Consider the following 25,591-nt stretch of genomic DNA (forward strand, 5'->3'; position numbering starts at 1 on the left):
TTAATTACCGTTCTCTAAGTTATACGTCGGTTTTTCGTGTTTAATACCTTTCACTGCTTCTGCAACTTCTGCTGGCATATACTCTTCATCATGCTTTGCAAGAACTTCAAAGGCATCAATTTCATTCGCTTTTACTAACACGCCCTGCGCCACAATCCCTTGGCCTTCACGAAATAAGTCTGGCAAAATCCCTTGATAATTAATGGTCACCATAGGGCCTTTATCTATTAACTTAAAGCTTACCTTTAAGCTTGATTCATCTCGAACAACTGAGCCTGGAACAACCATGCCACCTATACGTAGCTTCTGACCGATGTGCGGTTTTTCTTTATTTGGTCCTTTACCCTCAACAAGTTCACTTGGGGTATAGAATAGATTGATGTTTTCTTGCAGTGCATAAAGCACTAAACCAATGGTTGCACCCACACCAAAAATAATGGCTACAACAGCTAATAAACGTTTTTTACGTCTTGGATTCATTGCCCTGCCTCTTGCTTCGCTTTCTTAATGCGCTCTTCACGTTGTGCTTGCTGCCTAACTGAAGAGATAATACGCTTTGTATCGTTTAACGAACTAAATAAAATACCGAGTAAAATCAATGCACAGCTGCCAAAAGACAACCACACATAAAAGCCATAGCCACCCATGGCAATAAAATCTGAAAAAGAATCAAACTGCATGATTAACCTCGCTTAAGCATATCACGCACCCAAGGGCGGTGCTTTTCACGTTGTAAAATTTCGTTTTTAAGGCGGATTAAAGTCACAACCCCAACAAAACCTGCAAACGCAACTATGTTCACCATTAATGGCCAAAACATGCTTGGATCAATGGCTTTAGTATCAAACTTTGTAATGGTTGCACCTTGGTGCAAGGTATTCCACCACTCTACCGAGAAGTGAATAATCGGTAAGTTGATAACTCCAACAATCGCTAAAATACAGGCGGCACGACCCGCTGCTTTTTTATCTTCAAAAGCATGATAAAGCGATAACACACCCAAGTATAAAAATAACAGAATGAGCTCAGAGGTAAGACGCGCATCCCACACCCACCATGCGCCCCACATAGGCTTACCCCATGCTGCGCCGGTAATTAGTGCTATCGCTGTCACACATGCCCCAACTGGTGCAATTGCAATTACAGCAAGTTCAGCATTACGTAATTGCCATACTAGTGCGATCACTGCTGCAATCGCCATAGAAGAATAAGCGCCCATTGATAAAATAGCTGAAGGCACATGGATAAAAATAATTCGGTAGCTATCTTTTTGTTGGTAATCGGCTGGAGCATAAGCAAGCCCCCAGACCCATCCAACAATCATACAGACCACCGTAACGACGGCGAAATAAGGCAGTAAGGTGTTACACAATTGGTAAGCACGATCTGCTTTTGCGTAGGGATGTAACCACTTCCACATATTAACTTACACTCACTTTCAATGCTGACGATATGGCAATTGGCGCCGCTATAATCGCTACGATTAGCATGGCACCAAGAATTGCAAGCTGTCCGCTATAGGCAAGCTCCATAGAGCTGGTATCAATAGCAGAGGTTGCAAAGATTAGTACAGGGATATATAAAGGCAAAACAAGCAAACTCATCAGAATGCCGCCTTTTTGCAGTCCCACAGTAAGTCCAGCGCCAATTGCGCCAATGAAGCTAAGCAATGGTGTCCCCAACAATAACGTGAGAACAGTTGCTAAAAGCGCTGAACTTTCTAAATTCAATAACAAAGCAAATACCGGTGTCATTAACACTAAAGGCAGCCCCGTAATAACCCAATGAGCCGCAACTTTTGCAAGCACTGTCAACGGTAATGGATACGAAGAGGCAATTAATTGCTCTAATGTTCCGTCGTGATAATCATCACGAAATAGTTTATCTAGGCCTAACATTGTCGATAGTAACGCAGCAACCCAAATAATACCCGGAGCCATGCGAGCTAGCAGTCCAGGCTCAGGGCCAATTGCTAACGGAAAAAGTGTAATAACAATAAGAAAAAACAAGATGGGGTTAACGATTTCAGCACGCTGACGAAACGCTAATTTCAGATCTTTAGAAAAAACCGCAGAGAATAATTGCCAATACGAATGCTGCTTTACCATCAGTGGCGATACTCCAAAGTCACTGTTTTTAGGTCACTAAATTGTGTCGTTAAATCTTGGTGGGTGGTTAAAAGAATTGCGCCGCCAGCATTTAAATGCTCAACAAAGCGTTCTTGCAAAAATGCTACACCGCTTTTATCAAGAGCCGTAAATGGCTCATCAAGGATCCATAGCTTGGCACTATTTAACCACAACCTTACTAAGGCTACACGGCGCTGCTGTCCTGCTGACAACATGCGAACAGGCACATCTTCAAGGCCAACTAAACCTATTTTTGCTAGGATCGGATATAAGTCTTGCTTGCAATCATAACCATTAATTTTTAGCCAAAATGCAACATTCTCAAGGGCAGTGAGTTGCGTATTTACACCGGTTTTATGGCCGATGAACATTAGCTCTTGTGCATATTCATCATAGTATTTTGTAATCGAACGCTCTTGGTAAAAAACATCGCCTTCATCTGGCATAGCGAAACCCGCGATAATGCGCAATAATGATGTTTTACCAGCCCCATTCGGACCAGCTAACTGCATAATTTGCCCCGATTTCAAGCTGAAATTAAGATCCGCAAACAAACAACGATCTTGCTTGATGCAGGTGACGGCCTTAATGTGTAACAAGATGACGATTCTCTATACCCAAAATTAGGCGTTAGTCTACCATAATGATAGGGTAATACGAATATTGCTTTAAAACGATTAACTTATATTTGATCTAAAATAATGAATAAACAAAGCCAGTTGACTCTCAGCACTCAGCTTAATCTAGACCCAAAAGCAATAAGCAGTGCATCAGAACACTCACCAAATGATGCCTTAAAAATGCTGGCTGAGCAGAGCCTAACTGCCCGTAATATTGTGATTGGTAAGCACAGCGTGCAAATGGACGTGCTAATCAATAACTCATGGCAAACTTTACGCTTATCAACAGAGCAAGAGAATCTCAAAACTGAGCGCTTTTTAGCGGCCAACATTCAATTAAGTAGTGATGGTAAACAGCTGACTATCACACCATCACCGCTGACGATTACACTTGGCAAAAGCCAGCAGTTACAAGCACTACTGAACTTGCTAACGCAAGGGAGTGCAAATACAAATCTGCCACACCCAGCTCAAATTGCGCCAAGCAAACCTTTACTACAACTACCAACATTAAAAACAGAGTTTACTCTTAACAATAGCCTCGTTGCTCTTTTAAAAGCTGAAGCACCACTTAAAGCCATTTTGCTGCCTGCTACCAATCAACAAAACAGCTTTAACTTAAATATTATTAATCGCTTTGGCGATTCATTGCATCAACAAAGTGTTAACCAACAAAAAGTAGCCGAGTTGGTGGCTAAGCTAACCCCTGAAATGAACTTAAAACTAGCTGGGCAGCAAGTGCAACTGAGTGTTGCTAACAAACAACAAAACGAATTAATTCTACCTCTTTCAAGAATGTCGCCAAAGCAAGCCAAACAGATTCAAGCCCAGTGGCAATTTCACCCGCATGCATTAAAACTAATCCCCCAGCAAGTTAAAAATACTGTTGAACTGATAAATAAAGCACCTGTGCAACAAATACTGTTAAAGAATTCGCTGTCTGAAACATTTAACCAAGTATTAAAAAGCCAAGCTGTTGAACCTAAGAATACGTTGTTAGCACCATCGAGCAGCTCAAATTCACCAATTAGCTCTTGGCTAAAAGACAGTTTTGCTGATTTAAAAACGCGTATTAGTGATGCAGTGCGCTATTTTGAAAAACTCCCTGCTACCACAAAAGCTGCTGTTAACCAGTCAACGCATCAGCTGATTGAAAGCAAAAACATGATTAGCCAGCTAGGCTTTAATGCTAATAAAATCAATATAATAAAGTTTGCCGCTGTTCAACAAACCGCGCCACAATACGCTGCGTTCCAAGTAGCGCAAAAAGCCAGTGGGCCAGTTACAGCTAATACGCCATTACCTACGTCTAAACAGACAGAATCATTAACCGAAAGTCAGTCTGCAAAGCAAGTTAGTTTACCCGTAAGCTATAACAAGGCGGCACCTTTAATACAACTATTGCAGCGAATAAAAGTCAGTTTAGAGCCGCTTGTTAATGCACAAACTCAGGCGAGTCAATCATCAACAAACAGTAGCAAAACACAACCTTCTTTGCTGAGCACAGATAATACTTTGCAAACAGCGCCTACAGACAACAAAGCTGTTAATACACTGAGTTCTGGTAAGCCTGTACCTGAACAGCTTGCTCAAGTTAAAAGTAATCTTGCAAATTCAGTAGTTAAAAATAGCAGTGAGCAGGTTATACAAACTAAACAAGCGACATTAAACTCAGCGACTCGAGCACTTAGTGAGCAAACCGCAGGGTTACAAAAAGTTGCTCAGCAGCAAACTCAATTACACGCCCCTTTTTTAGCTTTGAAAGAACCGAACTTGAGTCAGCCATTATTGCCGATAAGACCGATTGAAGCGGCACTGATTTCGAAACTATTACCGCTTCCTGAAAGCAAGCCCATAGCAAGCATACCTCTACCGGTGCAATTAACAGAAAAACTTGTAGCACTGAGTGAACAAAATACATCATCTTCAGTAGATTTAAATCGACTCGTTAATCAAGCATTTAATCGCATGATCTCGAGTCAAAACATGCACCCTACAACGATTGAACGAGAACTTTTAAGTATCCTCAGGCCAACAGCGCTGCCTAGCCAAACTCAGCAAGCAAGCTTTAGCCAAGGGTTAGAACAATTAGCAGTGGCTACACTTGCCGCACCAATTATTAACCAAGCACCAACCAACCTTAGTTTTAATAATCAGACAGGTCTTGATGCCTTACTGCAAGTGTTAGTGCCCAACTTTAAAGCCGTTAACGGCAGTAAGTTACTAGAACAGCTACAGCAGCCTGCGATGCAAACTATGGCAGCTGAAGCTTCACAACTAAAAAACACTTTGGCTCAGGTGCAAACAACGCCCATCAATCAGCAACAAGATAACAGTGCTTTGGCGCAGTTTTTCTTGCCGATGAAGTTACCTCCTGATACTGGGCAAACAGAAATCAGCTTAGGGCAGTATAAAAAGCCAAGTAAAAATAAACTCGAAGCTAAGAATGTCTGGTTTGTGCGGTTGAACTTTGATTATGCCCAGCTTGGCAAGTTACAAATTACCGCAGAGGTGATGGATAAAGCAGTTGATTGTCAGTTACTCGCTTCTTCACAAGAAGTAACCGCACTTGCTCATCCGCACTTAGAAACACTGCGTCATAAATTAGCTGGCCATGGCTTAAATGTAGGCGAGCTAAACTTGCAGCAAGGTACATCAAGCCACCAAGCTTTTTATAAATCGCATGCGATTATTAATATTAAGGTGTAATATTTATGAGTGAACAATCGGTGCATAAATCAGCAATTGGCCTACTATATGAAGCAGGCAGCTCACCACGAGTAACCAGTAAAGGCTTTGGTGAATTGGCTGAAGAAATCGTTAAACTTGCTGAGCAAAAAGGTATTTTGATACACCAAGATGCTGACTTAGCACAAACCTTATCGCATCTTGAGTTAGGTGAAGAAATTCCAAAAGAGCTTTACTACGTGATTGCAGAGTTAATTGCTTTTTCATATGTATTACGTGGTAAATTTCCACCGGGTTGGCAAGATTTTCAGGGTAAGCTCAACATTCAAGCTTAGGGTTCAAAAACTCAAATAAAAAAGCGCCTCATTGGGCGCCTTTTTGTTTATGAAGTGACATGAGCAGCTCTGCTTCGGCTCTGGGTAATTCACATTCACGAATTATTTCTTCTAAATCAGCACCTAGCTCAACCATTTTTACCGCTCGCGAATAAATTTTCGCATTCGGATCATCATATTTTTGTGCATCTTGCAGCTGCTCAAGCTCTTTACTTTTCTCTTCAACAGCGACAACTCGTTTGCCAATACTAAGCATTCCGGCACGCATTTCAGCTACTTCGCTACGCAAAATACTCAACTGTTGCTGAGCTTCTTGTAGCTGTTTTTGCTTGGCTTGAATCGCCACCGCTTGCTTATTGTTATTGACAAAAATAAGCCCCAAACACACTAATACAAGCAAGATTGAGGCACCAAACAAAGAGTATAACAGCATATAATTTCCAAACGCTTATAGTGCGCTTAGCTCGTCCCACTCATCGTCATTTAATAATTTATTAAGATCAACCAAGATCAATAACTCACCATCACGGTTTGATACGCCTTGGATAAACTTAGCACTCTCTTCAGTGCCAATATTTGGCGCACTATCAATTTCAGAGCTACGTAGGTAAACCACTTCAGCAACACTGTCGACTAAAATACCGATCACTTGCTTTTCTGCTTCGATGATGACGATACGTGAATTATCAGTTACCTCTGCGCCCATCAGACCAAAACGCGCACGAGTATCGATAACAGTAACAACATTACCGCGTAAGTTGATGATACCTAACACATAAGAAGGCGCACCTGGCACAGGAGCAATTTCTGTATAGCGAAGTACTTCTTGTACTTGCATTACATTAATGCCGTACGTTTCTTCTTCAAGTTTAAAGGTTACCCACTGTAACACTTCATCGTTGCTATCAGCGTTTTTATTTGCTGACAGTAGTCTTTCTTCACTCATGCTATTACTCCGTAAAAATAGTTACTGCTCACGGCTGTCTAAGCCCTGCTCTAGCAATTGATTTAAATTTTCAACGTCAATCAAGGCGCACATTTTCTCTTTGATGACACCTGCAAGCCAAGGCCGCTTACCTGATTTCGCTCGCCATTTTACATCTTCTTTACGAAGCGTAATATTATTTACGAGCTTTTCAGCCAATAATCCCCATTGACTGTCGCCTAAGGTGATTAAATACTGATAATTTAGTGATTGTTCTAATTTTTCATCATATTTTTCTGGCATTACCCAGCGTGCTGTGTCAACAACATTAAGCTTTTCTTCTCGGTTAAGCATTACACCTTTAAACCATTTAGGCTTGCCAAATAATTGATTAACCTCTCCCAGCTGATGAATTCCCCCTAATGCTTTTAAAGGTACAGCAAGAGTTAAACCCGCCACTTCAAAGAACAACGCCTGAAACTCACCATCAAAATAGTCTTCTTGACGATCAGACGAAGTTTTTGCAACCAGTTCAGCTTTAGGTTCTGCAACTATATCTTTGATATTAGCTTGGTTCTCGGTTTTCTCAAGCTCTTTAGTCGGTTCAGGGGTCGGTAAAGCAGATTTTGGGGTAGGCTGAACCTCTGTCAGCTTTTCTTCTGTCTTAGTTTCAGGCTCTTTAACCTGCTCCAGTAACTTTGCAACCGGCTCTAGATTTTCTTCAGTAGGCTCATCTTCACACAACAAAGCGCCCAAATATTGGGTCATCACTTTTTCATTGGCAAATAAATGCTTACTCATCTTTAACCCTGTGCAATTAAGTAATCAAGCAGTGCGCGATATGCAAACACGCCACGTGAGCGTGGGCAAAATTGAATCGGCACCTGTTGTGCTAAACTAGCATCTCGAAATTTTGTATCGACGGGCACCACGCCTGACCATACTTTATCTTTGTAATTATCCTGCAGAGTCTTATAAGCTTCAAGTGATGCTTTAGTACGTTTGTCGTACATTGTTGGAATAATCGTATATTGGTACTGTTTTGCTTGCGATGTTTGCATCAGCTCCATCGTACGCATCATACGGTCAAGACCTTTCAAGGCCAAAAACTCTGTTTGTACTGGTACTAATATCCGTTCGCTCGCGGCAAGTGCATTCACCATTAAAACACCTAAAACAGGTGGGCAATCAATAATTGCATAATCGTAATGGTCACTAATTTTAGCTAGTGCTTTTTTAAGTATCAGACCCATACCATTTTTATTGCCCATGCTTCTATCTAGCGTAGCAATTGCCATTGTCGCCGGTAAAATGTCAAGATTCTCTAGCGTAGATGGGCACAGAGCCTGTAAAACTTCTTCACTGGCCATACTATTGCCGCGTGCAAAGATATCATACACGCTGACTTCAAGCTCTTCAGAGTCAATGCCAAAATAATAAGTTAATGATGCGTGCGGATCAGTGTCAATAAGTAACACTCGTTTTCCTTGTAAAGCAAGAATGCCAGCAAGGCTAACAGCTGTTGTTGTTTTCCCTACCCCACCTTTTTGATTCGCTACGGTCCAAACTTTCACATCACACCTTATTATTGTTCATTGCGCGTGGTAATCCTAATGCCACCGTGCGGTAATTGAATCACTTTAATGCTGTTATCATCACTTGGCAACTCAATTTCTGTCGTCTTTTCCGGTTGATTTTGTGATTCTTGTTCAGTACTTTGCGGCTCTTCGGGGGGTAAACCATACTTCGATAACGCTACGACCACTTTACGGTTCTCCGCGCGACCTTGCTCAGTGTCATTACTAGCGAAAGGTGAATATTCACCATAACCTTCAATAGCCATTCGAGCAGGATTAATACCTAAACTCTCAAGTTCAACAAGTATTGATGTTGCACGGGCTACCGATAACTCCCAGTTAGAGCGAAACATTTCATTACGAATACCTTCGTTATCAGTATAACCACGCACGCGGATATAGTTATCAACAGGCGCTATAATATCTCTAACTAAACCTACAACTTCCTTTGCACGTTGCTGTGCAACAGCACTGCCCGAAGAAAACAACATACCTGAGCTTAGTTCAATAATAAGCCAGTCTTGATGAAGCTCTAAACTTGCTTCACCATCACGAATTTCATCAATGAGTGCAGATTGTAGTTTAGTTAGCAAACTATCAAGGGGCTTGCCTAGATGCTTTTTATCAATATTACTCGTTTCACTTTGCCCATCAAGTAATTCAGGCCCTTGCTCATCCTTTCGGATACTTTCACCGTAAAGAATGTCTTTTTCTGGACTGACTCTGTCTGTTAAAATTCCGGTGCCGTTCACTCCGGTTCCAACTTGCTGTTGCTCACGAGCTGATTTCTCGAAAACCTGCTCAAGCGAATCGGAGAGAATTTGAAAGTCTTCATTTTTATTAATTGCTATGGCATACATGACCACAAAAAAAGCAAACATGATAGTCATGTAATCGGCATAAGAAACAAGCCAACGCTCGGTATGTTGGTTTTTTGACGTGTTATGACGCAGACGACGGCGCATCATAATAAATTACTCTTCAACTAAGCTTGGACGCTCAACACGGTACGCCTCAAGTTTTAGTTCTATATTCAGTGGGCTTTCACCTTGCGAGATAGCAATAATGCCTTCAGCAAGTAATTCATGATACAGCATCTTTTGTTCAATTTGCTGCTTTAACTTATTGGCCATAGGTAAGAATAATAAATTAGCTAAACCTACACCGTAGATGGTAGCGATAAAAGCGGTGGCGACACCCGCACCCAATTTTTCAGGATCTGTTATAAATTGCATTGCCTGAATCAAACCAAGTACCGCACCTAAAATACCAATTGTTGGGCTATAACCCCCCATCGCTTCATAAACTCGGCTAACCTCTAACAAGCGCTCTCGTTCAAGCATTAAGTCAATTTCAAGGGTATCTCTAAGCTTTTGCTCATCGATACCATCAACGAGTAGGCTCAACCCTTTTGCCGCGTATGGGTCTGTATGAGTAAGTGCCTCAGATTCAAGCGCTAAGTAACCTTCTTGGCGTGCTTTGTGCGACCAGCGCTTTACTTGTTCGATAGCTGCATCAATATCATTATATGGCGGAAAGAACACCCAATGACTAATTTTGAGTGTTTTTGCAAAAACACTACCAGGGGTCTGGAGCATAACAGCCCCAAGCGTACCGCCAAGAACAATAATCAGCGCAGGTCCATTGAACAAAGCTGTGACAACGCCGCCTTCTAATGCATAACCAAATGCAATAGCACTAATTGCGATAATTAAGCCGAGAAAAGACAGCTTATCCACAGCCAGTCTCACGCGTTAGGCGGGCTGCAACATCTGTGAGCGCTAAGCTTTCACTAGCCAAACCAGCATTCGCAACGGCTTGTGGCATACCATACACTACACTGGTTTTTTCATCTTGCGCCCAAATAGTTGCACCGACTTGCTTAAGCATACGCGCTCCATCACGACCATCAGCACCCATACCCGTTAACACCACGGCTAGAACATCACCGCCATAGGTTTTTGCTGCACTCGCAAAGGTGACATCAACACTTGGCTTATAAGTAATACGTGGGCTATCATCTTCAAACACACGTAATGTACGAGAGCCGCTCCGCCCTTCAATCAACATTTGTTGACCACCTGGCGCTAAATAGGCTGTACCTGGCATTAAGCGGTCACCATTTTGCGCTTCTTTCACATTGATTCTGCATAAACCATTGAGGCGTGCTGCAAAAGCAGGAGTAAACGCAGCTGGCATATGTTGAATAAGCAAAATAGGATGCGGAAAGTTAGCAGGCAGCTGAGTTAAAATGGTCTGTAGCGCAACCGGCCCACCAGTTGATGTACCAATAGCAACCAATTGATATTGCTTGCCCGAAGCTCGAATTTTACTTGTACTCGATGACGATTCCGCAGGCGAACTAGCAGGAGCTGAACGGCTAAAGCTGCGATCAGGCTGAACAATATCGCTGCTAGTACTTGTAGCGCTACTGCCCCTTGGTGCAGGAGCCGGAGTTGGTCTCGAAATAGGTGCCGGACGCGAAAAACGAGAGAGGCGACGACGACCAATTTCTTTTACTTTATTTTGTAAAAGCGCGATTGCATCTTCATTATTACGTGCAATGTCTTCGAATTTTTTCGGTAAAAAATCTAAAGCACCAGCATCAAGTGCATCGAGGGTTGCTGTTGCACCATCACGGGTGAGTGATGAGAACATTAAAATAGGAGTCGGTGTTGCTGCCATTATTTCTTTCACAGCACTAATGCCATCAAGAACTGGCATCTCAACATCCATAGTAATTACATCAGGTCTTAATTCACGGGTTTTATCTACCGCCTCACGACCATTAACGGCAAAACCAATTACCTGAATATTGCTGTCTTGCTCTAAAATTTCGCTTACTCTGCGGCGAAAAAAGCTTGAATCATCAACAACTAATACTTTGACTGCCATTGGCACTCTCTTGTTTTATATCATTTAAAGTGCAGCTAAACACTGCACTTTATTATTTATTATTAGCCAACGTAATGTTTAAGCATACTAGGTACATCGAGGATCAATGCAATCCCACCATCAGAAGTAATTGTCGCACCTGCCATTCCTGGCGTGCCTTGTAATAAGGCATCTAAAGGTTTGATAACCACCTCTTCTTGACCAATTAATGAGTCAACAACAAAGCCCACTTGTTTAGTACCTATTTGTACAATCACCACGTGACCTTCTGCTTTACGCTCTTGGCGGTTGGCACCTTTTACTAACCAATGTTGTAAATAGAAAAGCGGAATCGCTTTTTGACGAACTATTATTGTCAGTTGGCCATCAACTACGTTAGTTTTAGTTAAATCAAGGTGGAAAATTTCGCTTACGCCAGCAAGTGGTAGAGCAAAGGTTTGCTCACCTACAACAACCATTAGAGTTGGTAAGATAGCAAGCGTTAATGGCACCTTAATTTCTAGTGCAGTACCTACGCCCAATTCCGACTGGATGTTAACCGAACCATTTAACTGGGTTATTTTAGTTTTAACCACATCCATGCCGACACCGCGCCCTGAAATATCAGAGATCTCTTCTTTCGTTGAGAAACCAGGAGCAAATATTAGGTTGTATGCTTCTGTATCCGACAAACGGCTTGCTTGATCATGATCAATTACACCCTTGCTGATTGCGATTTTTTTCAGCTTATCAGCATCCATACCAGCACCATCATCACGAATGGTAAGCAGAATATGATCACCTTCTTGTGATGCTGAGAGCGTGACTGTACCTGTACGCGGTTTACCTGCAGCTTCACGCACATCTGGCATTTCAATACCATGGTCTACAGAGTTACGCACTAAGTGCACCAATGGATCAGCAAGTGCTTCAACAAGGTTTTTATCTAAATCGGTTTCTTCACCTACTAGCTGCAGATTAATGTCTTTTTTCAAGCTACGAGCTAAGTCACGAACTACGCGTGGGAAACGACCAAATACTTTCTTAATTGGCTGCATCCGGGTTTTCATTACCGCACCTTGTAAGTCCGCGGTTACCACGTCTAGGTTCGAGATGGCTTTACCCATTGACTCACTGTTGCTGTTATTCGCAAGACTTACCAAGCGGTTACGAACCAATACAAGCTCACCAACCATGTTCATGATTTCGTCAAGACGTTTGGTATCAACACGAACCGTTGTTTCTGCCTGTGGAGGCGGAGCCTTTTTCGGTGCCGCTGAAGCTGCTGGCGCTTTTGCAGGAGCTGGAGCAGGTTTACTAGCTGCAGCTGCAGGTTTCGGTGCAGGTGCAGGTGCCGGTTTAGAGGCTGCAGGCTGAGCAGGTTTTGCTGGTTCAGCTTTTGGTGGCTCAGGTGCTTTTTCCGCGGTTGAACTTTCCAATGATTGAGGAGCTGTGCCTTTGCCATGTAACTCGTCAAGAAGTGCCTCAAACTCATCATCACTAATTTCATCGTCTGAATCGCTGCTTGCTGCCTCCGCAGTAGGGGTGGCAGAGGCTGGCTCAATAGAACTTGTAGCTTCAGGCTTGGCAGTATTATCTTGTTTTACTTCCCCAAAATTACCAACACCGTGCAATTCATCTAATAAACTATCAAATTCATCATCGGTAATATCATCACTGTCACTGCTATTTGACTCAGGAGCAGATGCTGCTGGTCCTTGGCCTTTTCCATGCAGCTCATCTAACAGGCTTTCGAATTCATCTTCAGTGATTTCGTCAATATTTTGAGACTCAGCGCTGCTATCAGCAAGACCGCCGCCATCAAATAACATATCGAACGCAAATGGGTCATCTTCATCGATGTTGTCTGTTGCTGTATCTGCTGTGACTTCAGGCGTATCAACAACAACCTCTTCAACTGCTGGTTCTTCAGGTGCAACTGCAACGTCCTCTGCTACAGATAAATCTTCACCTGCAAGCTCTTCTGCAGTAGGCGGCTGACTTAATTTATGAAGGACTTCTAATAGGGCTGGATCTGCAGGCTCTGGTTGTTCGCGATTTTGAATCGTGGCGAACATTTCATTAATAGTATCAAGGGCTTGTAATATTACGTCCATTAGCTCAGGCGTAACAGTGCGTACACCTTGGCGTAATAAATCGAAAACATTCTCTGCGCCATGACAAGCATCAACAAGTTCAGTCATACTTAAGAAACCTGCACCACCTTTAACAGTGTGGAAGCCCCTAAAAATGGCGTTTAATAGATCTTTGTCTTCTGGGTTGTTTTCAAGCTCAACTAATTGCTCCGACAATAGCTCTAAGATTTCTCCTGCTTCAACAAGGAAATCCTGTAATATATCTTCATCGACTTCAAAGCTCATGCAGCTACTCTCCTCTTAGAAGCCCAGACTTGATAATAGATCATCGACTTCATCTTGTCCTGAAACAACATCATCGCGAGACTCTTTATCAATAATCGGCCCTTCAGGACCTGCTAGTGTGTCACTTGGTGCAGGTGCTTTTTCTATGGCCTGTTTTTCTTGTTGTTGATGACCATCTTCTTGACTGCCAAACACAGTTAAGAGATTAATTAAACTGTCTTCTACTTCTCGCACTAGTTCAATGACACGACGAATAACTTGTCCAGTTAAATCTTGATAATCCTGCGCCATCAGCACATTGGTCATCAAGCCTTGAAGCTCATCGGTTTTTGTGTGCGAGTTATTCATGAACTTATCTAGGCTATGACATAACGATTTAAATTCACCGAGTTCAATTTCTCGGTTCATTAAACGATCCCAAGTAGGCTTAATTGCAGCAATTTCATCAGCAAGTTGTTGCGCTATCGGTAAACTTGCTTCAACTGCATCCATAGTTTTATTGGCGGCACTCTCTGTCATTTCCATAACATAATTTAAGCGCTGCTTAGCATCTGGGATAGCGTCGGTAGTTAAATCAGCGAGACGAGTATCTAGGTCAAAGTTTTTTAACGCTTCATGAAGTTGACGCGTCAATTTACCGACTTCAGCAAACAACTCTGATTGCTCTTTTGACGCAGCATCAAGAATTAGCTTATCAGCTTTTTCTTGTTCACCATTTTCAAGATACTCAACAAGTTGACGAGCTTGCTCTAAACTTATTTGAGGCGCAGCAAGTGCTGACATAAGCCTCTCCCCTTAGATTAACCTAAACGTTCAAACACTTTTTCCAATTTGGTTTTAAGTGTCGCAGCAGTGAATGGTTTAACGATATAGCCATTAACACCTGCTTGAGCAGCAGCAACAATTTGTTCTTTTTTCGCTTCAGCTGTCACCATTAACACAGGAATATGCTTAAGGCTATCATCAGCACGAATTGCGCGTAACAAATCAATACCTTGCATACCAGGCATGTTCCAATCTGTTACAACAAAATCAAATTCTTGATTTTGTAGCATTGGCAATGCTGTTGAACCGTCGTCAGCTTCCTGCACATTGGTAAAACCTAAATCCCTTAATAGATTTTTAATGATACGTCTCATTGTAGAAAAATCATCAACAACAAGAATTTTCATGTTTTTATCCAAAACATCCTCCGGTGAGGTTTGAACCTTTATTTACTTACTACTAATTAATCCAGTCATTGATTTTTGCTTTGAGCTTAATCATCGCCTGACCATGTATTTGACTCACACGCGACTCGCTAACATCGAGTATGTGTCCTATTTCTTTTAAGTTCATTTCGTCGTTGTAGTACAAAGACAAAACGAGAGCATCTCTTTCTGGTAACGATTGGATAGCCGTTAATAGAGACTGGTTAAACCGCTCATTTTTAACGTTATTAAACGGTTTGTCTAGTCCTAAATCCTGACCTACTGGTGTGATGACATCTTCATCCACGCCTAAGTCTTCAATGCCTAATACTTTACTAGAATTTACATCATGTAGAATATGATGGTACTCATCCAGTGTAATATCAAGTTTTTCAGCTACTTCAGTGTCTTTTGGTTCACGATTTAACGTGCTCTCTAATTCGGCAATGGTTTCTGCCACTAGGCGGGCATTTCGGTGAACTGAACGTGGAGCCCAGTCACCTCGGCGAATTTCATCCAGCATAGCACCACGAATACGAATACCTGCGAAGGTTTCAAAACTAGCACCTTTGCTAGCATCAAAGTTTTTTGACGCTTCAATCAGGCCTATCATGCCTGATTGAATTAAATCATCGAGTTGCACACTGGCAGGTAAACGAGCAATTAGATGGCACGCCACTTTTTTCACTAAAGAGGCATGTTTTTCAACAATCGCATTTAAATTTTGTGCTGATTGATATCCCATCGCTTTATTCACCGATGTTGTCATAGTTAGCCGTTTACTAGTTTTTCAATAAAAAATTCTAAATGGCCAGACGGTTGATTAGGGATCGGCCATTTAACTGCTTTTGTTGCTAATGTTTTAAACGCCACCGCTGCTGGTGAATTCGGGAATAATTCAACGATTACTTTTTGACGGCGCGTAGACTTACGCATGTTCTCGTCATAAGGAATGGTTGCTACTAACTCCATCGAAACATCTAAAAAACGATCCGTTACTTTTGAAAGTTTAGCAAATAATTCTTGCCCTTCACGCAAACTGCGCACCATATTGGCAACAATTTTAAATTTATATACGCCATGCTCACGGCTAAGTACTTTTATAAGTGCGTAAGCATCAGTAATTGAGGTGGGTTCATCACATACAACTACAACAACGTCTTGGGCTGCACGAGAAAAGCTTAATACCATGTCTGAAATACCTGCGGCGGTATCAACAATTAAAATATCAAACTCAGTGTTTAACTCGCTAAATGCACGTATAAGACCTGCATGCTCAGATGGCGATAATTCAACCATACTTTGAGAACCAGACGTTGCTGGTACAATTTTGATTCCTGCAGGGCCTTCAACGAGAATTTCATCAAGCTCACACTCGCCCGACAAAACATGAGATAAGTTACGTTCAACACGAAGGCCAAGCATCACGTCACAGTTTGCCAAACCTAAATCGGCATCTAATACTAATACACGATTTCCTTGCTGGCCTAATGCGATTGCGGTGTTGAGTGAGACGTTGGTTTTACCCACTCCACCTTTACCGCCAGTAACAGCGATAACTTTAACGCCACTATTATTATTTTGATTCATTTTGCGCAGGCCGCTTGCTTGATCTAATACTGTGTTAATCATACATCCCTACTGTGTTCGACGCTACTGCTTGACGTCTTGAATGTTGTGCTTTTGCTCGTTTTAAATACAATTGTTCAGCTTTTTTCACTAGTTTTTCAGCATTCGCTACGCGAATATCCTCAGGAACGCGCTGACCGTTAGTAAGATACCCTATTGGCAGACGATTTTGAATCGCTATGCTAATAATCTCACCTAAACTTAAAGATTCATCCAATTTAGTGAAGATACAGCCACTTAGGTGAACCTTTTTAAAGTGTCTTACGGTTTCTTGCAACACATTTATCTGCGCTGTAGCACTTAATACTAAATAACTACGAATATCAACACGCTGATTACGCATTAAGGTGTTTAATTGTTCAGTTAAGCGTAAATCTCGTTGGCTCATACCCGCAGTGTCTATTAATACTAGACGCTTATTACGTAAATGGTATAACACTTCAGCTAATTCATTCGCATCTTTTACTTGCTTTACACCACAACCAATAATACGACCATAAGTAGCCAATTGTTCGTAGGCACCAATTCTGTATGTATCAGTGGTGATCAGTGCAACTTTATCAGCACCATATTTTTGTGCTCCAAGTGCTGCTAATTTAGCAACTGTGGTTGTTTTACCAACGCCCGTTGGACCAACTAGTGCAAAAACTCCACCTTGGCGTAGGATTTCGTTGTTAGTTGTATGCATTTGGTTTTCAACCATTTGCAGCAGCGCTTGCCATGCTTGTTGGCGAGATACATCATCAGGAATAAAACACGCCATTTGCTCAGCAACATCACGCTCAATCCCCATACCAGCTAAACGATCAATCATACAAGCGCGTGTTGGATCACGGCGCGCCATATCTTGTTGCATTAATCCAGATACTTGGTGTTCAAGTAATTGACGAATCGCATTCATTTCTTCGCGCATAGTCGTCATTTCTGATTGATTAGCTGGGGCTGAGTTTTTATGATCAGCGGGTGAGTCTAAATCATCAAAACCTGCGTCTAAATCGTCATCAAACCCTAGGCTATGAGCTTGAGTTTGTACACGAGGTGCTGCTTGCTGCTGATAACGAGGAGCTTGCTTATATTCAGGCTGTTGCTGCTCAAAGCTTGGTTCTTTTGGTTGATAATGTTCACTCGTATCAATACCAGATTGACTAAACATTGACGCCAGCTCTGGCGAACGAGGGCGTGGGGCTTGACGCTCAAGTAACGCTTGTAGGCTATCAGCAACTTTCGCTTGCGGCTCAGGTTTAGCACGCATTGGCTCAGGCTTAACAAAATTATGCTGTGGTGCAGGTGCTGATTGTGCCACTGCAGGTTTAGCTTCGGCTTTCGGGGCTGCTTTGTCGTAATCAACAGCTGCAACGATTTCAACGCCGTTAGCAAGCTTTTTGTTCGACATAATAACCGCATCAACACCTAACTCATCTTTCACTTCTTTCAGTGCAGTGCGCATATCTTTAGCAAAAAAACGTTTAATTTTCATGGTTCAACCCCTTTACTATCCTATTGTTGGCCTACTGAGCTGACAATCTTAATCTGTCTTTCGTCTGGTACCTCTTGATAAGACATCACCCTTAAACCTGGGATTGTGTACTTAACGAAGCGAGATAACACAGTACGTAACATTCCTGACGTTAACAGTATCGAAGGTTCACCGGCCATTTCTTGGTTTTGATGCGCTTCATTCAATGATTGTTGAAGTCGCTCTGCAAGGCTTGGCTCTATTCCGGCACCTTCGTCACCTGCATTCTGAAGTGACTGATGCAACATCTGTTCCAACTCAGGCGCCAAGGTAATGACAGGGATCTCAGAAGACATACCAACAGCATCTTGAACGATAAGTCTGCGAAGTGAAATTCGCACTGCAGCCGTTAGTACATCAGGGTCTTGGCTACGTGGACCATACTCAACAAGGGTTTGAACAATCGAGCGCATATCGCGAATTGCCACCCCTTCATTGAGTAAGTTTTGTAGCACTTTTACGATAGTAGTAAGTGGTAATACGTCAGGAACCAGTCCTTCAACAAGACGTGGATGACTCTTCGCTAACATATCTAATAAGTTTTGTACTTCTTCATGACCAAGTAGTAAAGCAGCACTGTTCGTGAGTAACTGACTAATATGAGTTGCAACTACCGTTGCTGAATCAACGACGGTATAGCCAAGTGATTGTGCTTCATCTTTTTGGTCAGGTTTGATCCAAACCGCATCTAATCCAAATGCAGGGTCTTTTGTGGCAACCCCTTTGATTGGACCAAATACTTGGCCTGGATTAATCGCTAGCTCATCACCATGTTTAAGCTCACCCTCACCGCTTGAAACACCCATCATAGTGATTCTGTATGCATTAGGGTCGAGTTCTAAGTTATCACGAATATGTACAGGAGGTACTAAGAAACCAAGCTCCTGAGAAAGTTTCTTACGTACACCTTTAATACGATTTAGCAGTTCACCACCTTGAGATTGGTCAACAAGTGGAATTAAGCGATAACCCACTTCTAAACCAATAACATCAACTTGCTGTACGTCATCCCAGCCAAGCTCTTTTTGTTCTTGTTTATTGGCAACACCAGTACCAGGCGCACCACCATTTGCTTCTTGCTCTGCTTTTTCAGCTTCTGCTTTGGCTTTTTGTTGTTGTGTGAAATAAGCAAGGTAACCAAGTAAAGCACCTAAGCTTAAAAACGCGATGTGCGGCATACCTGGTACTAGACCCATGATGATCAGAATACCTGATGCAATATAAAGTGACTTTTCGTTACCTAGCTGTGTCTTAACTTGGTCGCCCATATTGTGCGACTCATTCTGACGAGTAACAACGATTGCAGTACCGATAGAAAGTAACAGTGAAGGCAGCTGTGCAACAAGACCATCACCAATAGTCAACAAGGTGTAGACTTCCATCGCACGGCTGAAAGATAAGTCATGTTGGATCATACCGACGAATAAACCACCAACGATATTGATCACTAGAATGACGATACCTGCTATTGCATCGCCTTTTACGAACTTACTAGCACCATCCATTGAACCATAGAAGTCGGCTTCACGGGTGACTTCTTCACGGCGTTCACGGGCTTGCTCTGCACTGATAAAACCTGCGTTTAAGTCAGCATCAATCGCCATTTGTTTACCAGGCATTGCGTCAAGAGTAAAGCGAGCTGATACTTCAGAAATACGGCCAGCACCTTTGGTGATAACCACAAAGTTAATAATGATTAAAATAAGGAAGACCACTAAACCAACAGCATAGTTACCGCCGATAACAACCGAGCCAAAGGCCTCGATAACTTTACCAGCTGCATCTCCACCATTATGACCTTCTAGCAATACCACACGGGTACTGGCAACATTCAGCGCTAAGCGCATGATAGTTGCAATCAGTAGAACCGCCGGGAACATACCAAATTCAAGGGGCTTCATGGTATAAACCGTAACCAGTAACACCACGAGTGCTAAAGCAATATTAAACGAAAAAAGAATATCTAAAAGAAACGGAGGCAGAGGTAATATCACCATACCCAGCGCAGCAAGTACCATTAACGGCGTACCGATACCCTTAGCATATTCTTTTTTATCTCTGTTAAGTTGTTGTAATACCGCTTTAAATTCCATAATTCAACAATTTCAAAAAATTGACACTACACGGAATTTGCAATAACTATTCCAAGTTACAAATTTATACCAATTCGCTTAATTAAGTGATCTATTTTGAGGCAATAAAACCTCGTTGATAGCAAGGCAAAAATTTCGTTATTTAGTTGTTCTAAATCAGAAATTTTTAACGCAGATAGCGACAGGTTTAATCCCTCAAAATGATTAAAGTATTATTGCGGATTGGTATTATTAATATTTGTAAGCATCTGGTATTGGTAGCTTTTTATTGAGCGGAACAGGACGTTTTCCGCGCCCTTTTTGGAAGCGTTTTAACTGGAAAACATAAGCTAGCACTTGCGCTACTGCGGTAAATAGTTGATCAGGTATTTGCTGACCAACATCGGTAGTGTGATACAGCGCACGTGTAAGCATTGGTGATTCAACAATTGGCACGTCATTACCCTTTCCCACTTTACGAATTTGCATAGCAAGCTCGTCCACGCCTTTGGCAAGAACAATAGGCGCACCAGCTTTAGCTGTGTCGTATTTTAGTGCAACAGAATAGTGAGTCGGGTTGGTTACAATAACGTCTGCATCAGGAACATCTTGCATCATCCGCCTTTGCGACATTTCCCGCTGGGTTCGACGAATACGCGCTTTAATTTGCGGGTCACCCTCAGAGTTTTTGTATTCGTCTTTCACTTCTTGCAGGGTCATTTTTAGCTCTTTATGGTGTTTATGACTTTGGTAAGGAGCGTCAATGGCGGCAATAATAATTAATGTACAAGTTAGCCCAAGGAACATCCAAGATAAAATTTCAAGCGCATGAATAAAATTACTAGGGGCGCTTTCTTGGCTTAAATGTAGTATTTCATCAAAGAAGGTATTGATTAAAAACACCGCAAAACCGGCAACGACAGCAAACTTTAAAATAGACTTGACCAGCTCTACCCCAGCTTGAGGGCCAAGCATACGTTTTATGCCTTTAGCTGGTGACATTTTACTCGCTTTTGGTGCCGCCGCTTGCCAACTAAAGTTAAATCCTCCTAATAGTGTATTGCCTATAAAAGCTGCAATTACAATAATAAAAACAAACATTGCCATAGGGAATAGTAAAGCATCCGCAACTATTCCCCACACAGAGAACATTTTAGTGGTGTCGTAGGTTTCATTTCGATTAAGGCTTAATAAGCGCCCCATGACATTATAAAGTCCCTTACCAATTTCAGGACCATACAATAATAAAGAAATTGCCGAGAAGATAAGCACAAACATAGTGCCTAACTCTTTTGAGCGAGCAACCTGGCCTTTTTTCTTGGCGTCTTCTATTTTTTTTCCTGTGGGTTCTTCGGTTTTTTCTTGACCTGAATCTTCAGCCATGGCGCGCTCCTAAGGTGTACAACCAACTAGGCTGCACATTAACTCAACCATTTTTAACCACTGAAACTCAAATTGAGTCATAAAGTTACCTAGAGTAGCCCAAATAATCACAAGACCAGCCACCAAGGTAAACGGAAAACCTATCGAAAAAATATTTAATTGCGGTGCCGCACGGGTCATTACACCAAATGACATATTAATAACAAGCATCGCCGTCAGTGGCGCTAAAGCAAGCACCAAGGCAGTAGTAAACATCCAACCGCCCCATGTGACGATATCCCAGTAATGATCAACGGACCACCAAGTTCCATCGATTGGTAGTACCTCAAAGCTATGAATGACCATTTGAATCATCATTAAATGACCGTTAAATACGAAGAATAGCAAGGTAGCCAAAATTAAATAGAACTGACCAACCGCGGGGACATTCATGCCGTTAGATGGATCAACAACTGACGCAAAACCAAGACCAGTTTGCATTGCAAGTATTTGCCCAGCTAGTACAAAAGTGTTTAGTAATAGTACTGAAGCAAAGCCTATCGCCACACCAATAAGCATTTGCTGAATAACGACAAGGATCATTTCAAAGGAGAATAGGTTATTGAAGGTCGCTTGTGGCAGCATAGGCACAGCAACAAAGGTAACGACTACCGCTAAACCAAGTTTAATTCGAGTGGGTACATTCTTCGCACCAAGGCCTGCCATAATCATGATCATGGAGCTAATACGCACCAATGGTAGCAAAAAATCGCTGAGCCATTGAATAATGACAGCAAATGGAAATTCCATTTAGCCTGCAATCTCCGGTATCGACATCACTAAACGAGTAAAATAGTCCATAAGCTCTTGAGTGAACCAGTGACCCCCTAAAATTAATGCACTAATTGTAATTAACAAACGGGGTAAAAAGCTTAATGTTTGCTCATTGATGGATGTTGCCGCTTGAAAAACTGCCACCACAAGACCGACTAACAAGCCTGGCACCACAATTGCCGATACCAATTTAATGACTAAAAATAGTGCATCACTCAGAATATCGACAAAAATTTCCGGTTCCATTTTGTCTCTCCTAACTAATTATGTGCCTTGAAGTGCATTGTTACACCCCGAGCCCGAAACTCTTAGCAAGTGTGCCCATAACAAGACCCCAGCCATCAACTAACACGAATAGCATGATCTTAAATGGTAAAGATACAATCATCGGCGAAAGCATCATCATACCCATGGCCATTAATACGGAGGCCACAACCAAATCCACAATCAAAAAGGGAATGAAAAACATAAAACCAATGATAAAGGCCGTTTGCAGTTCACTGGTAACAAAGGCTGGGATTAAAACAATCAGTGGGGTGTCTTCTGGCGAGTCTAATTGCTCATAACCAGCTATTTTCGCAAAGGTCTCTAAATCTTTTATACGAACTTGCGAGAGCATAAAAGCTTTCATTGGCTCTTTGGCAAGCTCAAGTGCTTGTACTGAGGTAACTTGCTCATTCAAGTATGGCTCAATAGCGCGCTCATTCACCTGCTGATAAATTGGCGCCATAATAAAAATACTTAAAAACAGCGACATACCTAACAAAATTTGATTCGATGGCGTCTGTTGTAAGCCTATTGCTTGGCGTAATATTGCCAGTACCACAATAATGCGTGTAAATGAGGTCATCATAATCACTGCCGCTGGAATGAAGCTCAGCGCAGTCATGATCGCTAACACTTGTAGCGTCACAGAGTAATCTTGAGAACCATCAGGGTTAGTGGTAATAGTCAGGGCTTCTATACCCTCAGCGTTAACCGACGGCAAAAACAGCAAACTTGCTAAAATAAGTATCCACTTGATCATAGCGTTAATTCTTTTTATTTGAAGGTGATTGTGGGTTCAGTAGCTTACCAAACTTCTTGGCAAGTTCTGGGAGTTCTTTTTCTTGTAAAGGTGTCTCTAGCTTATGCAAGTAATTAATACTATGCGGGGTAACACCAATTAAGTGTTGAGCGTTATCAATTTCAATAACCATCAAACGTTCACGGGAGCCTAAGGGCAAGCTACGCACTACTTTAAACTCATCACTGTTGGCAAGGTTTGGGTTTAATTTTTTTACCAAAAAAGCCAAGGCAATAATAACCACAAGCACTAAAAGCAAAGACATCACCATAGACAATAAATCTGCCGTTGGTGATGCCGTGGGAAATACAGTGCTCGACGCACTTGTTAAAACAACTAAAGCATTCATCGTAACTTTTTAATACGTTCAACTTGGCTAATAACGTCAGTTAAACGAATACCGAACTTATCATTTACTACGACTACTTCACCATGCGCAATCAGGGTGCCATTAACCAATACATCAAGTGGCTCACCAGCTACTCGATCTAGTTCGACCACTGAACCTTGGTTGAGCTGTAATAGATTACGAATGTTGATTTTTGAACGACCCACTTCCATCGAAATAGTAACAGGAATGTCCAAGATAGTATCAAGTTTACGTTTTTCGTCGCCAGACAGCTCATGTCTTTCATCTTTTAGTTCATCAAGTTCAGCCACAGCCGCATCACCTGAACCACCTTCGGCTTCTTCAGCTTCGGCCAATGCCGCAGCCCATTCGTCCATTGTATCTTGATCATCACTCATTATGTTTAACCTTATAAATCGACTACCAGTCTAAATCCACACCTTCTGATAGATGTAGATCTTCTTCTAGTTCTGCTAATTCTGCATCTGAATCCAGTTTTTTGCCACCTTTTGTGAACACATGTAGTTCTGACTTAACTGATTCAGGGCGTTTAATTTTTTCGCTAATTTGTAGTGCAACATTGTCACGAGAACGACCCATTTTTGCTCTAAAGGTCGGCAATTCTTCTACAAAGACGGTGATATGTTCTGGCATTTCCACAGGGATAATATCGCCAGCTTTAAGCTCCATGATTTGTTGTAGTGTTAAATCGACCTCAAGTAATTGAGTCGACAAATCCACTTCAACATCCATGATCTCATCACGCAATGCTTTACTCCAACGTAGGTCAGTGTCTTCGGTGTCTGATTGCACACCGGCATCGAGTAATTCACGAATAGGCTCAAGCATAGAGTACGGCAGTGCAATATGGAAATCACCACCACCACCATCTAGCTCAATATGGAAAGAGCTAATAACAACGACTTCAGTTGGACTTACGATGTTAGCCATCGCAGGGTTAACTTCTGAGTCAAGGTACTCAAAAGATACATCCATTACCGGTGCCCATGCTTCTTTATAATCTTCAAAGATAATTTTAAGCAGCATTTGAACGATACGACGCTCTGTAGGGGTAAATTCTCGGCCTTCAATTTTTGCATGATAGCGACCATCTCCACCAAAAAAGTTATCCACTAAAATGAATACTAATCGGGCTTCCATGGTAATTAGGCCTGTGCCCTTCAAAGGACGAAAACGTACCATGTTCAAACTGGTTGGCACGAATAAGGTGTGAATATATTCGCCAAATTTAATCATTTGCACGCCGTTAATCGACACCTCTGCGGTGCGGCGCATCATGTTAAATAAGCTAATTCGCATATGACGGGCAAAACGTTCATTCACGATCTCCAGGGTCGGCATACGACCACGGACAATACGATCTTGTGATGAGAAGTCATACTGTAAGGTATTACTGTCTAAGTCATCACCTTCGTGAATATCTTCCTCTTCGACTTCGTCGACGCCATGTAAGAGCGCATCAATTTCGTCTTGAGATAATAAATCGCTCACGCTGACCCCTTATTGCATCACAAAGCCGGTAAATAATACCCGCTCTATCACTTTGCTACCTTCAACATCACTTAATGCTGATTGTACTTTTTCAAGTGCAGCGACACGCACTGACTCTTTACCTTCGCTAGTACCTAATTCATCTGCGGTCGTTGTTGAAAGAACGCCAAGTAAGGTACTTTCGATAAGTGGAATGTGTTTTTTGGCAGTTTCTTCGTTTACTTCACCGCGCACTAGTAGCTGAACTTTTATCTGTACGATACGGTCTCGACTAGCACCGGGTACATTAAATACAAATGGACGTGGCATTGCGACATATAAAGCCGAACCAATTTGTGCGGAGCTCGATGGTGCAGCGGACTCAGTCACTGTGGTTTCATCTGCTAGGCTTTCTTCAGGGGCATCATCGCCCATAAATAAAAAGTACCCTGCAGCTGCACCAACTATCAACACTACAGCAGCAATGATGATTATTAGTTTCTTTTTGCCTTTACCCGTATCTTCTATTTCTAAATTTGCTTCTTCGGCCATT

29 protein-coding genes are annotated in these 25,591 nt (G+C 42.1%); 2 read left to right on the forward strand and 27 right to left on the reverse strand.

The genetic code is table 11. From position 1 onward, the window contains the following. The 5 genes from ccmE to ccmA are packed head-to-tail and all read right to left on the reverse strand — an operon-like array spanning position 1 to position 2,728. Positions 1-480 (reverse strand): cytochrome c maturation protein CcmE, encoded by a 480-nt coding sequence (gene ccmE / locus EVU92_RS15940; RefSeq protein WP_130052048.1) that lies wholly within the window; start codon positions 478-480, stop codon positions 1-3. Next, positions 477-680, reverse strand: coding sequence for a heme exporter protein CcmD (gene ccmD / locus EVU92_RS15945; protein WP_130052049.1), 204 nt, complete (start codon positions 678-680; stop codon positions 477-479). The genes ccmE and ccmD overlap by 4 nt, the downstream gene beginning before the upstream one ends. Positions 681-682: 2 nt before the next feature. Further along, positions 683-1,420, reverse strand: coding sequence for a heme ABC transporter permease (locus EVU92_RS15950; RefSeq protein ID WP_130052050.1), 738 nt, complete (start codon positions 1,418-1,420; stop codon positions 683-685). 1 nt (position 1,421) lies between these two features. Further along, complete coding sequence (gene ccmB, locus EVU92_RS15955) at positions 1,422-2,108, reverse strand: heme exporter protein CcmB (RefSeq protein ID WP_054553246.1); 687 nt, start codon at positions 2,106-2,108, stop codon at positions 1,422-1,424. Further along, complete coding sequence (ccmA, locus tag EVU92_RS15960) at positions 2,108-2,728, reverse strand: cytochrome c biogenesis heme-transporting ATPase CcmA (RefSeq protein WP_130052051.1); 621 nt, start codon at positions 2,726-2,728, stop codon at positions 2,108-2,110. Before ccmA ends, ccmB begins: the two co-directional genes overlap by 1 nt. 102 nt (positions 2,729-2,830) lie before the next feature. Between ccmA and EVU92_RS15965 the strand changes: the two genes are divergently transcribed. Both EVU92_RS15965 and EVU92_RS15970 read left to right on the forward strand, forming a co-directional pair. Further along, positions 2,831-5,458, forward strand: coding sequence for a flagellar hook-length control protein FliK (locus EVU92_RS15965; RefSeq protein WP_240701324.1), 2,628 nt, complete (start codon positions 2,831-2,833; stop codon positions 5,456-5,458). A 5-nt stretch (positions 5,459-5,463) separates the two neighbouring features. Further along, a complete protein-coding gene (locus EVU92_RS15970; RefSeq protein ID WP_130052052.1) occupies positions 5,464-5,772 on the forward strand; it encodes an EscU/YscU/HrcU family type III secretion system export apparatus switch protein in 309 nt (102 codons plus the stop codon). A gap of 28 nt (positions 5,773-5,800) precedes the next feature. Here EVU92_RS15970 and EVU92_RS15975 read toward each other — a convergent pair whose 3' ends face one another. From EVU92_RS15975 to fliL, 22 genes are all read right to left on the reverse strand, one after another. Beyond that, on the reverse strand, positions 5,801-6,205 hold the full coding sequence (locus EVU92_RS15975) for a DUF2802 domain-containing protein (RefSeq protein WP_130052053.1): 405 nt from the start codon (positions 6,203-6,205) through the stop codon (positions 5,801-5,803). 15 nt (positions 6,206-6,220) lie between these two features. After that, positions 6,221-6,718, reverse strand: a complete 498-nt coding sequence (locus EVU92_RS15980) for a chemotaxis protein CheW (RefSeq protein ID WP_054553251.1) — start codon at positions 6,716-6,718, stop codon at positions 6,221-6,223. A 21-nt stretch (positions 6,719-6,739) separates the two neighbouring features. Then, positions 6,740-7,498 carry a chemotaxis protein CheW gene (locus EVU92_RS15985; RefSeq protein WP_130052054.1) on the reverse strand — a complete coding sequence of 253 codons (759 nt, stop codon included), beginning with the start codon at positions 7,496-7,498 and terminating at the stop codon, positions 6,740-6,742. A 2-nt stretch (positions 7,499-7,500) separates the two neighbouring features. After that, positions 7,501-8,271 (reverse strand): ParA family protein, encoded by a 771-nt coding sequence (locus tag EVU92_RS15990; protein ID WP_130052055.1) that lies wholly within the window; start codon positions 8,269-8,271, stop codon positions 7,501-7,503. A gap of 11 nt (positions 8,272-8,282) precedes the next feature. Then, on the reverse strand, positions 8,283-9,242 hold the full coding sequence (locus tag EVU92_RS15995; protein ID WP_130052056.1) for a flagellar motor protein MotB: 960 nt from the start codon (positions 9,240-9,242) through the stop codon (positions 8,283-8,285). A gap of 6 nt (positions 9,243-9,248) precedes the next feature. Then, complete coding sequence (locus EVU92_RS16000) at positions 9,249-10,013, reverse strand: flagellar motor protein (protein WP_130052057.1); 765 nt, start codon at positions 10,011-10,013, stop codon at positions 9,249-9,251. Next, on the reverse strand, positions 10,006-11,169 hold the full coding sequence (locus EVU92_RS16005; RefSeq protein WP_130052058.1) for a chemotaxis response regulator protein-glutamate methylesterase: 1,164 nt from the start codon (positions 11,167-11,169) through the stop codon (positions 10,006-10,008). Before EVU92_RS16005 ends, EVU92_RS16000 begins: the two co-directional genes overlap by 8 nt. A 62-nt stretch (positions 11,170-11,231) precedes the next feature. Further along, on the reverse strand, positions 11,232-13,529 hold the full coding sequence (locus tag EVU92_RS16010) for a chemotaxis protein CheA (protein WP_130052059.1): 2,298 nt from the start codon (positions 13,527-13,529) through the stop codon (positions 11,232-11,234). Between the two features lie 15 nt (positions 13,530-13,544). Then, complete coding sequence (locus tag EVU92_RS16015; protein WP_130052060.1) at positions 13,545-14,312, reverse strand: protein phosphatase CheZ; 768 nt, start codon at positions 14,310-14,312, stop codon at positions 13,545-13,547. Between the two features lie 17 nt (positions 14,313-14,329). Then, positions 14,330-14,713 carry a chemotaxis response regulator CheY gene (cheY, locus tag EVU92_RS16020; RefSeq protein WP_016708035.1) on the reverse strand — a complete coding sequence of 128 codons (384 nt, stop codon included), beginning with the start codon at positions 14,711-14,713 and terminating at the stop codon, positions 14,330-14,332. Positions 14,714-14,753: 40 nt separating this feature from the next. Then, on the reverse strand, positions 14,754-15,464 hold the full coding sequence (locus EVU92_RS16025; protein WP_054553325.1) for an RNA polymerase sigma factor FliA: 711 nt from the start codon (positions 15,462-15,464) through the stop codon (positions 14,754-14,756). A gap of 26 nt (positions 15,465-15,490) precedes the next feature. Further along, positions 15,491-16,351: a MinD/ParA family protein gene (locus EVU92_RS16030; protein WP_130052061.1), complete on the reverse strand. Its 861-nt coding sequence runs from the start codon at positions 16,349-16,351 to the stop codon at positions 15,491-15,493. Then, positions 16,344-17,825 carry a flagellar biosynthesis protein FlhF gene (gene flhF, locus EVU92_RS16035; protein WP_130052062.1) on the reverse strand — a complete coding sequence of 494 codons (1,482 nt, stop codon included), beginning with the start codon at positions 17,823-17,825 and terminating at the stop codon, positions 16,344-16,346. The genes EVU92_RS16030 and flhF overlap by 8 nt, the downstream gene beginning before the upstream one ends. A 20-nt stretch (positions 17,826-17,845) precedes the next feature. After that, positions 17,846-19,957, reverse strand: a complete 2,112-nt coding sequence (flhA, locus tag EVU92_RS16040; RefSeq protein WP_130052063.1) for a flagellar biosynthesis protein FlhA — start codon at positions 19,955-19,957, stop codon at positions 17,846-17,848. A gap of 231 nt (positions 19,958-20,188) precedes the next feature. Further along, positions 20,189-21,319 carry a flagellar biosynthesis protein FlhB gene (gene flhB / locus EVU92_RS16045; RefSeq protein WP_130052064.1) on the reverse strand — a complete coding sequence of 377 codons (1,131 nt, stop codon included), beginning with the start codon at positions 21,317-21,319 and terminating at the stop codon, positions 20,189-20,191. A 9-nt stretch (positions 21,320-21,328) separates the two neighbouring features. Further along, complete coding sequence (gene fliR / locus EVU92_RS16050) at positions 21,329-22,108, reverse strand: flagellar biosynthetic protein FliR (RefSeq protein WP_130052065.1); 780 nt, start codon at positions 22,106-22,108, stop codon at positions 21,329-21,331. Continuing rightward, positions 22,109-22,378 carry a flagellar biosynthesis protein FliQ gene (gene fliQ, locus EVU92_RS16055; RefSeq protein WP_036970111.1) on the reverse strand — a complete coding sequence of 90 codons (270 nt, stop codon included), beginning with the start codon at positions 22,376-22,378 and terminating at the stop codon, positions 22,109-22,111. A gap of 40 nt (positions 22,379-22,418) precedes the next feature. Next, positions 22,419-23,159, reverse strand: a complete 741-nt coding sequence (gene fliP, locus EVU92_RS16060) for a flagellar type III secretion system pore protein FliP (protein ID WP_130052066.1) — start codon at positions 23,157-23,159, stop codon at positions 22,419-22,421. Positions 23,160-23,163: 4 nt separating this feature from the next. After that, positions 23,164-23,547 (reverse strand): flagellar biosynthetic protein FliO, encoded by a 384-nt coding sequence (fliO, locus tag EVU92_RS16065; protein ID WP_130052067.1) that lies wholly within the window; start codon positions 23,545-23,547, stop codon positions 23,164-23,166. After that, complete coding sequence (fliN, locus tag EVU92_RS16070; RefSeq protein ID WP_054553267.1) at positions 23,544-23,945, reverse strand: flagellar motor switch protein FliN; 402 nt, start codon at positions 23,943-23,945, stop codon at positions 23,544-23,546. Before fliN ends, fliO begins: the two co-directional genes overlap by 4 nt. Positions 23,946-23,967: 22 nt before the next feature. Then, on the reverse strand, positions 23,968-25,059 hold the full coding sequence (gene fliM / locus EVU92_RS16075; RefSeq protein ID WP_054553268.1) for a flagellar motor switch protein FliM: 1,092 nt from the start codon (positions 25,057-25,059) through the stop codon (positions 23,968-23,970). A 9-nt stretch (positions 25,060-25,068) separates the two neighbouring features. Continuing rightward, positions 25,069-25,590: a flagellar basal body-associated protein FliL gene (gene fliL, locus EVU92_RS16080; RefSeq protein WP_130052068.1), complete on the reverse strand. Its 522-nt coding sequence runs from the start codon at positions 25,588-25,590 to the stop codon at positions 25,069-25,071. Position 25,591 lies beyond the last annotated feature (1 nt).

The sequence above is a fragment of the Pseudoalteromonas sp. MEBiC 03485 genome (assembly GCF_004195145.1).
GTDB classification, from domain to species: domain Bacteria; phylum Pseudomonadota; class Gammaproteobacteria; order Enterobacterales; family Alteromonadaceae; genus Pseudoalteromonas; species Pseudoalteromonas apostichopi.

Coding starts and splice junctions, on each gene's coding strand:
- ccmE (WP_130052048.1), bottom strand. CDS start 480: ATGAATCCAAGACGTAAAAAACGTTTATTAGCTGTTGTAGCCATTATT.
- ccmD (WP_130052049.1), bottom strand. CDS start 680: ATGCAGTTTGATTCTTTTTCAGATTTTATTGCCATGGGTGGCTATGGC.
- EVU92_RS15950 (WP_130052050.1), bottom strand. CDS start 1,420: ATGTGGAAGTGGTTACATCCCTACGCAAAAGCAGATCGTGCTTACCAA.
- ccmB (WP_054553246.1), bottom strand. CDS start 2,108: ATGGTAAAGCAGCATTCGTATTGGCAATTATTCTCTGCGGTTTTTTCT.
- EVU92_RS15965 (WP_240701324.1), top strand. CDS start 2,831: ATGAATAAACAAAGCCAGTTGACTCTCAGCACTCAGCTTAATCTAGAC.
- EVU92_RS15970 (WP_130052052.1), top strand. CDS start 5,464: ATGAGTGAACAATCGGTGCATAAATCAGCAATTGGCCTACTATATGAA.
- EVU92_RS15975 (WP_130052053.1), bottom strand. CDS start 6,205: ATGCTGTTATACTCTTTGTTTGGTGCCTCAATCTTGCTTGTATTAGTG.
- EVU92_RS15980 (WP_054553251.1), bottom strand. CDS start 6,718: ATGAGTGAAGAAAGACTACTGTCAGCAAATAAAAACGCTGATAGCAAC.
- EVU92_RS15985 (WP_130052054.1), bottom strand. CDS start 7,498: ATGAGTAAGCATTTATTTGCCAATGAAAAAGTGATGACCCAATATTTG.
- EVU92_RS15995 (WP_130052056.1), bottom strand. CDS start 9,242: ATGATGCGCCGTCGTCTGCGTCATAACACGTCAAAAAACCAACATACC.
- EVU92_RS16005 (WP_130052058.1), bottom strand. CDS start 11,169: ATGGCAGTCAAAGTATTAGTTGTTGATGATTCAAGCTTTTTTCGCCGC.
- EVU92_RS16010 (WP_130052059.1), bottom strand. CDS start 13,529: ATGAGCTTTGAAGTCGATGAAGATATATTACAGGATTTCCTTGTTGAA.
- EVU92_RS16015 (WP_130052060.1), bottom strand. CDS start 14,312: ATGTCAGCACTTGCTGCGCCTCAAATAAGTTTAGAGCAAGCTCGTCAA.
- EVU92_RS16025 (WP_054553325.1), bottom strand. CDS start 15,464: ATGGGATATCAATCAGCACAAAATTTAAATGCGATTGTTGAAAAACAT.
- EVU92_RS16030 (WP_130052061.1), bottom strand. CDS start 16,351: ATGATTAACACAGTATTAGATCAAGCAAGCGGCCTGCGCAAAATGAAT.
- flhF (WP_130052062.1), bottom strand. CDS start 17,825: ATGAAAATTAAACGTTTTTTTGCTAAAGATATGCGCACTGCACTGAAA.
- flhA (WP_130052063.1), bottom strand. CDS start 19,957: ATGGAATTTAAAGCGGTATTACAACAACTTAACAGAGATAAAAAAGAA.
- flhB (WP_130052064.1), bottom strand. CDS start 21,319: ATGGCTGAAGATTCAGGTCAAGAAAAAACCGAAGAACCCACAGGAAAA.
- fliR (WP_130052065.1), bottom strand. CDS start 22,108: ATGGAATTTCCATTTGCTGTCATTATTCAATGGCTCAGCGATTTTTTG.
- fliQ (WP_036970111.1), bottom strand. CDS start 22,378: ATGGAACCGGAAATTTTTGTCGATATTCTGAGTGATGCACTATTTTTA.
- fliP (WP_130052066.1), bottom strand. CDS start 23,159: ATGATCAAGTGGATACTTATTTTAGCAAGTTTGCTGTTTTTGCCGTCG.
- fliO (WP_130052067.1), bottom strand. CDS start 23,547: ATGAATGCTTTAGTTGTTTTAACAAGTGCGTCGAGCACTGTATTTCCC.
- fliN (WP_054553267.1), bottom strand. CDS start 23,945: ATGAGTGATGATCAAGATACAATGGACGAATGGGCTGCGGCATTGGCC.
- fliL (WP_130052068.1), bottom strand. CDS start 25,590: ATGGCCGAAGAAGCAAATTTAGAAATAGAAGATACGGGTAAAGGCAAA.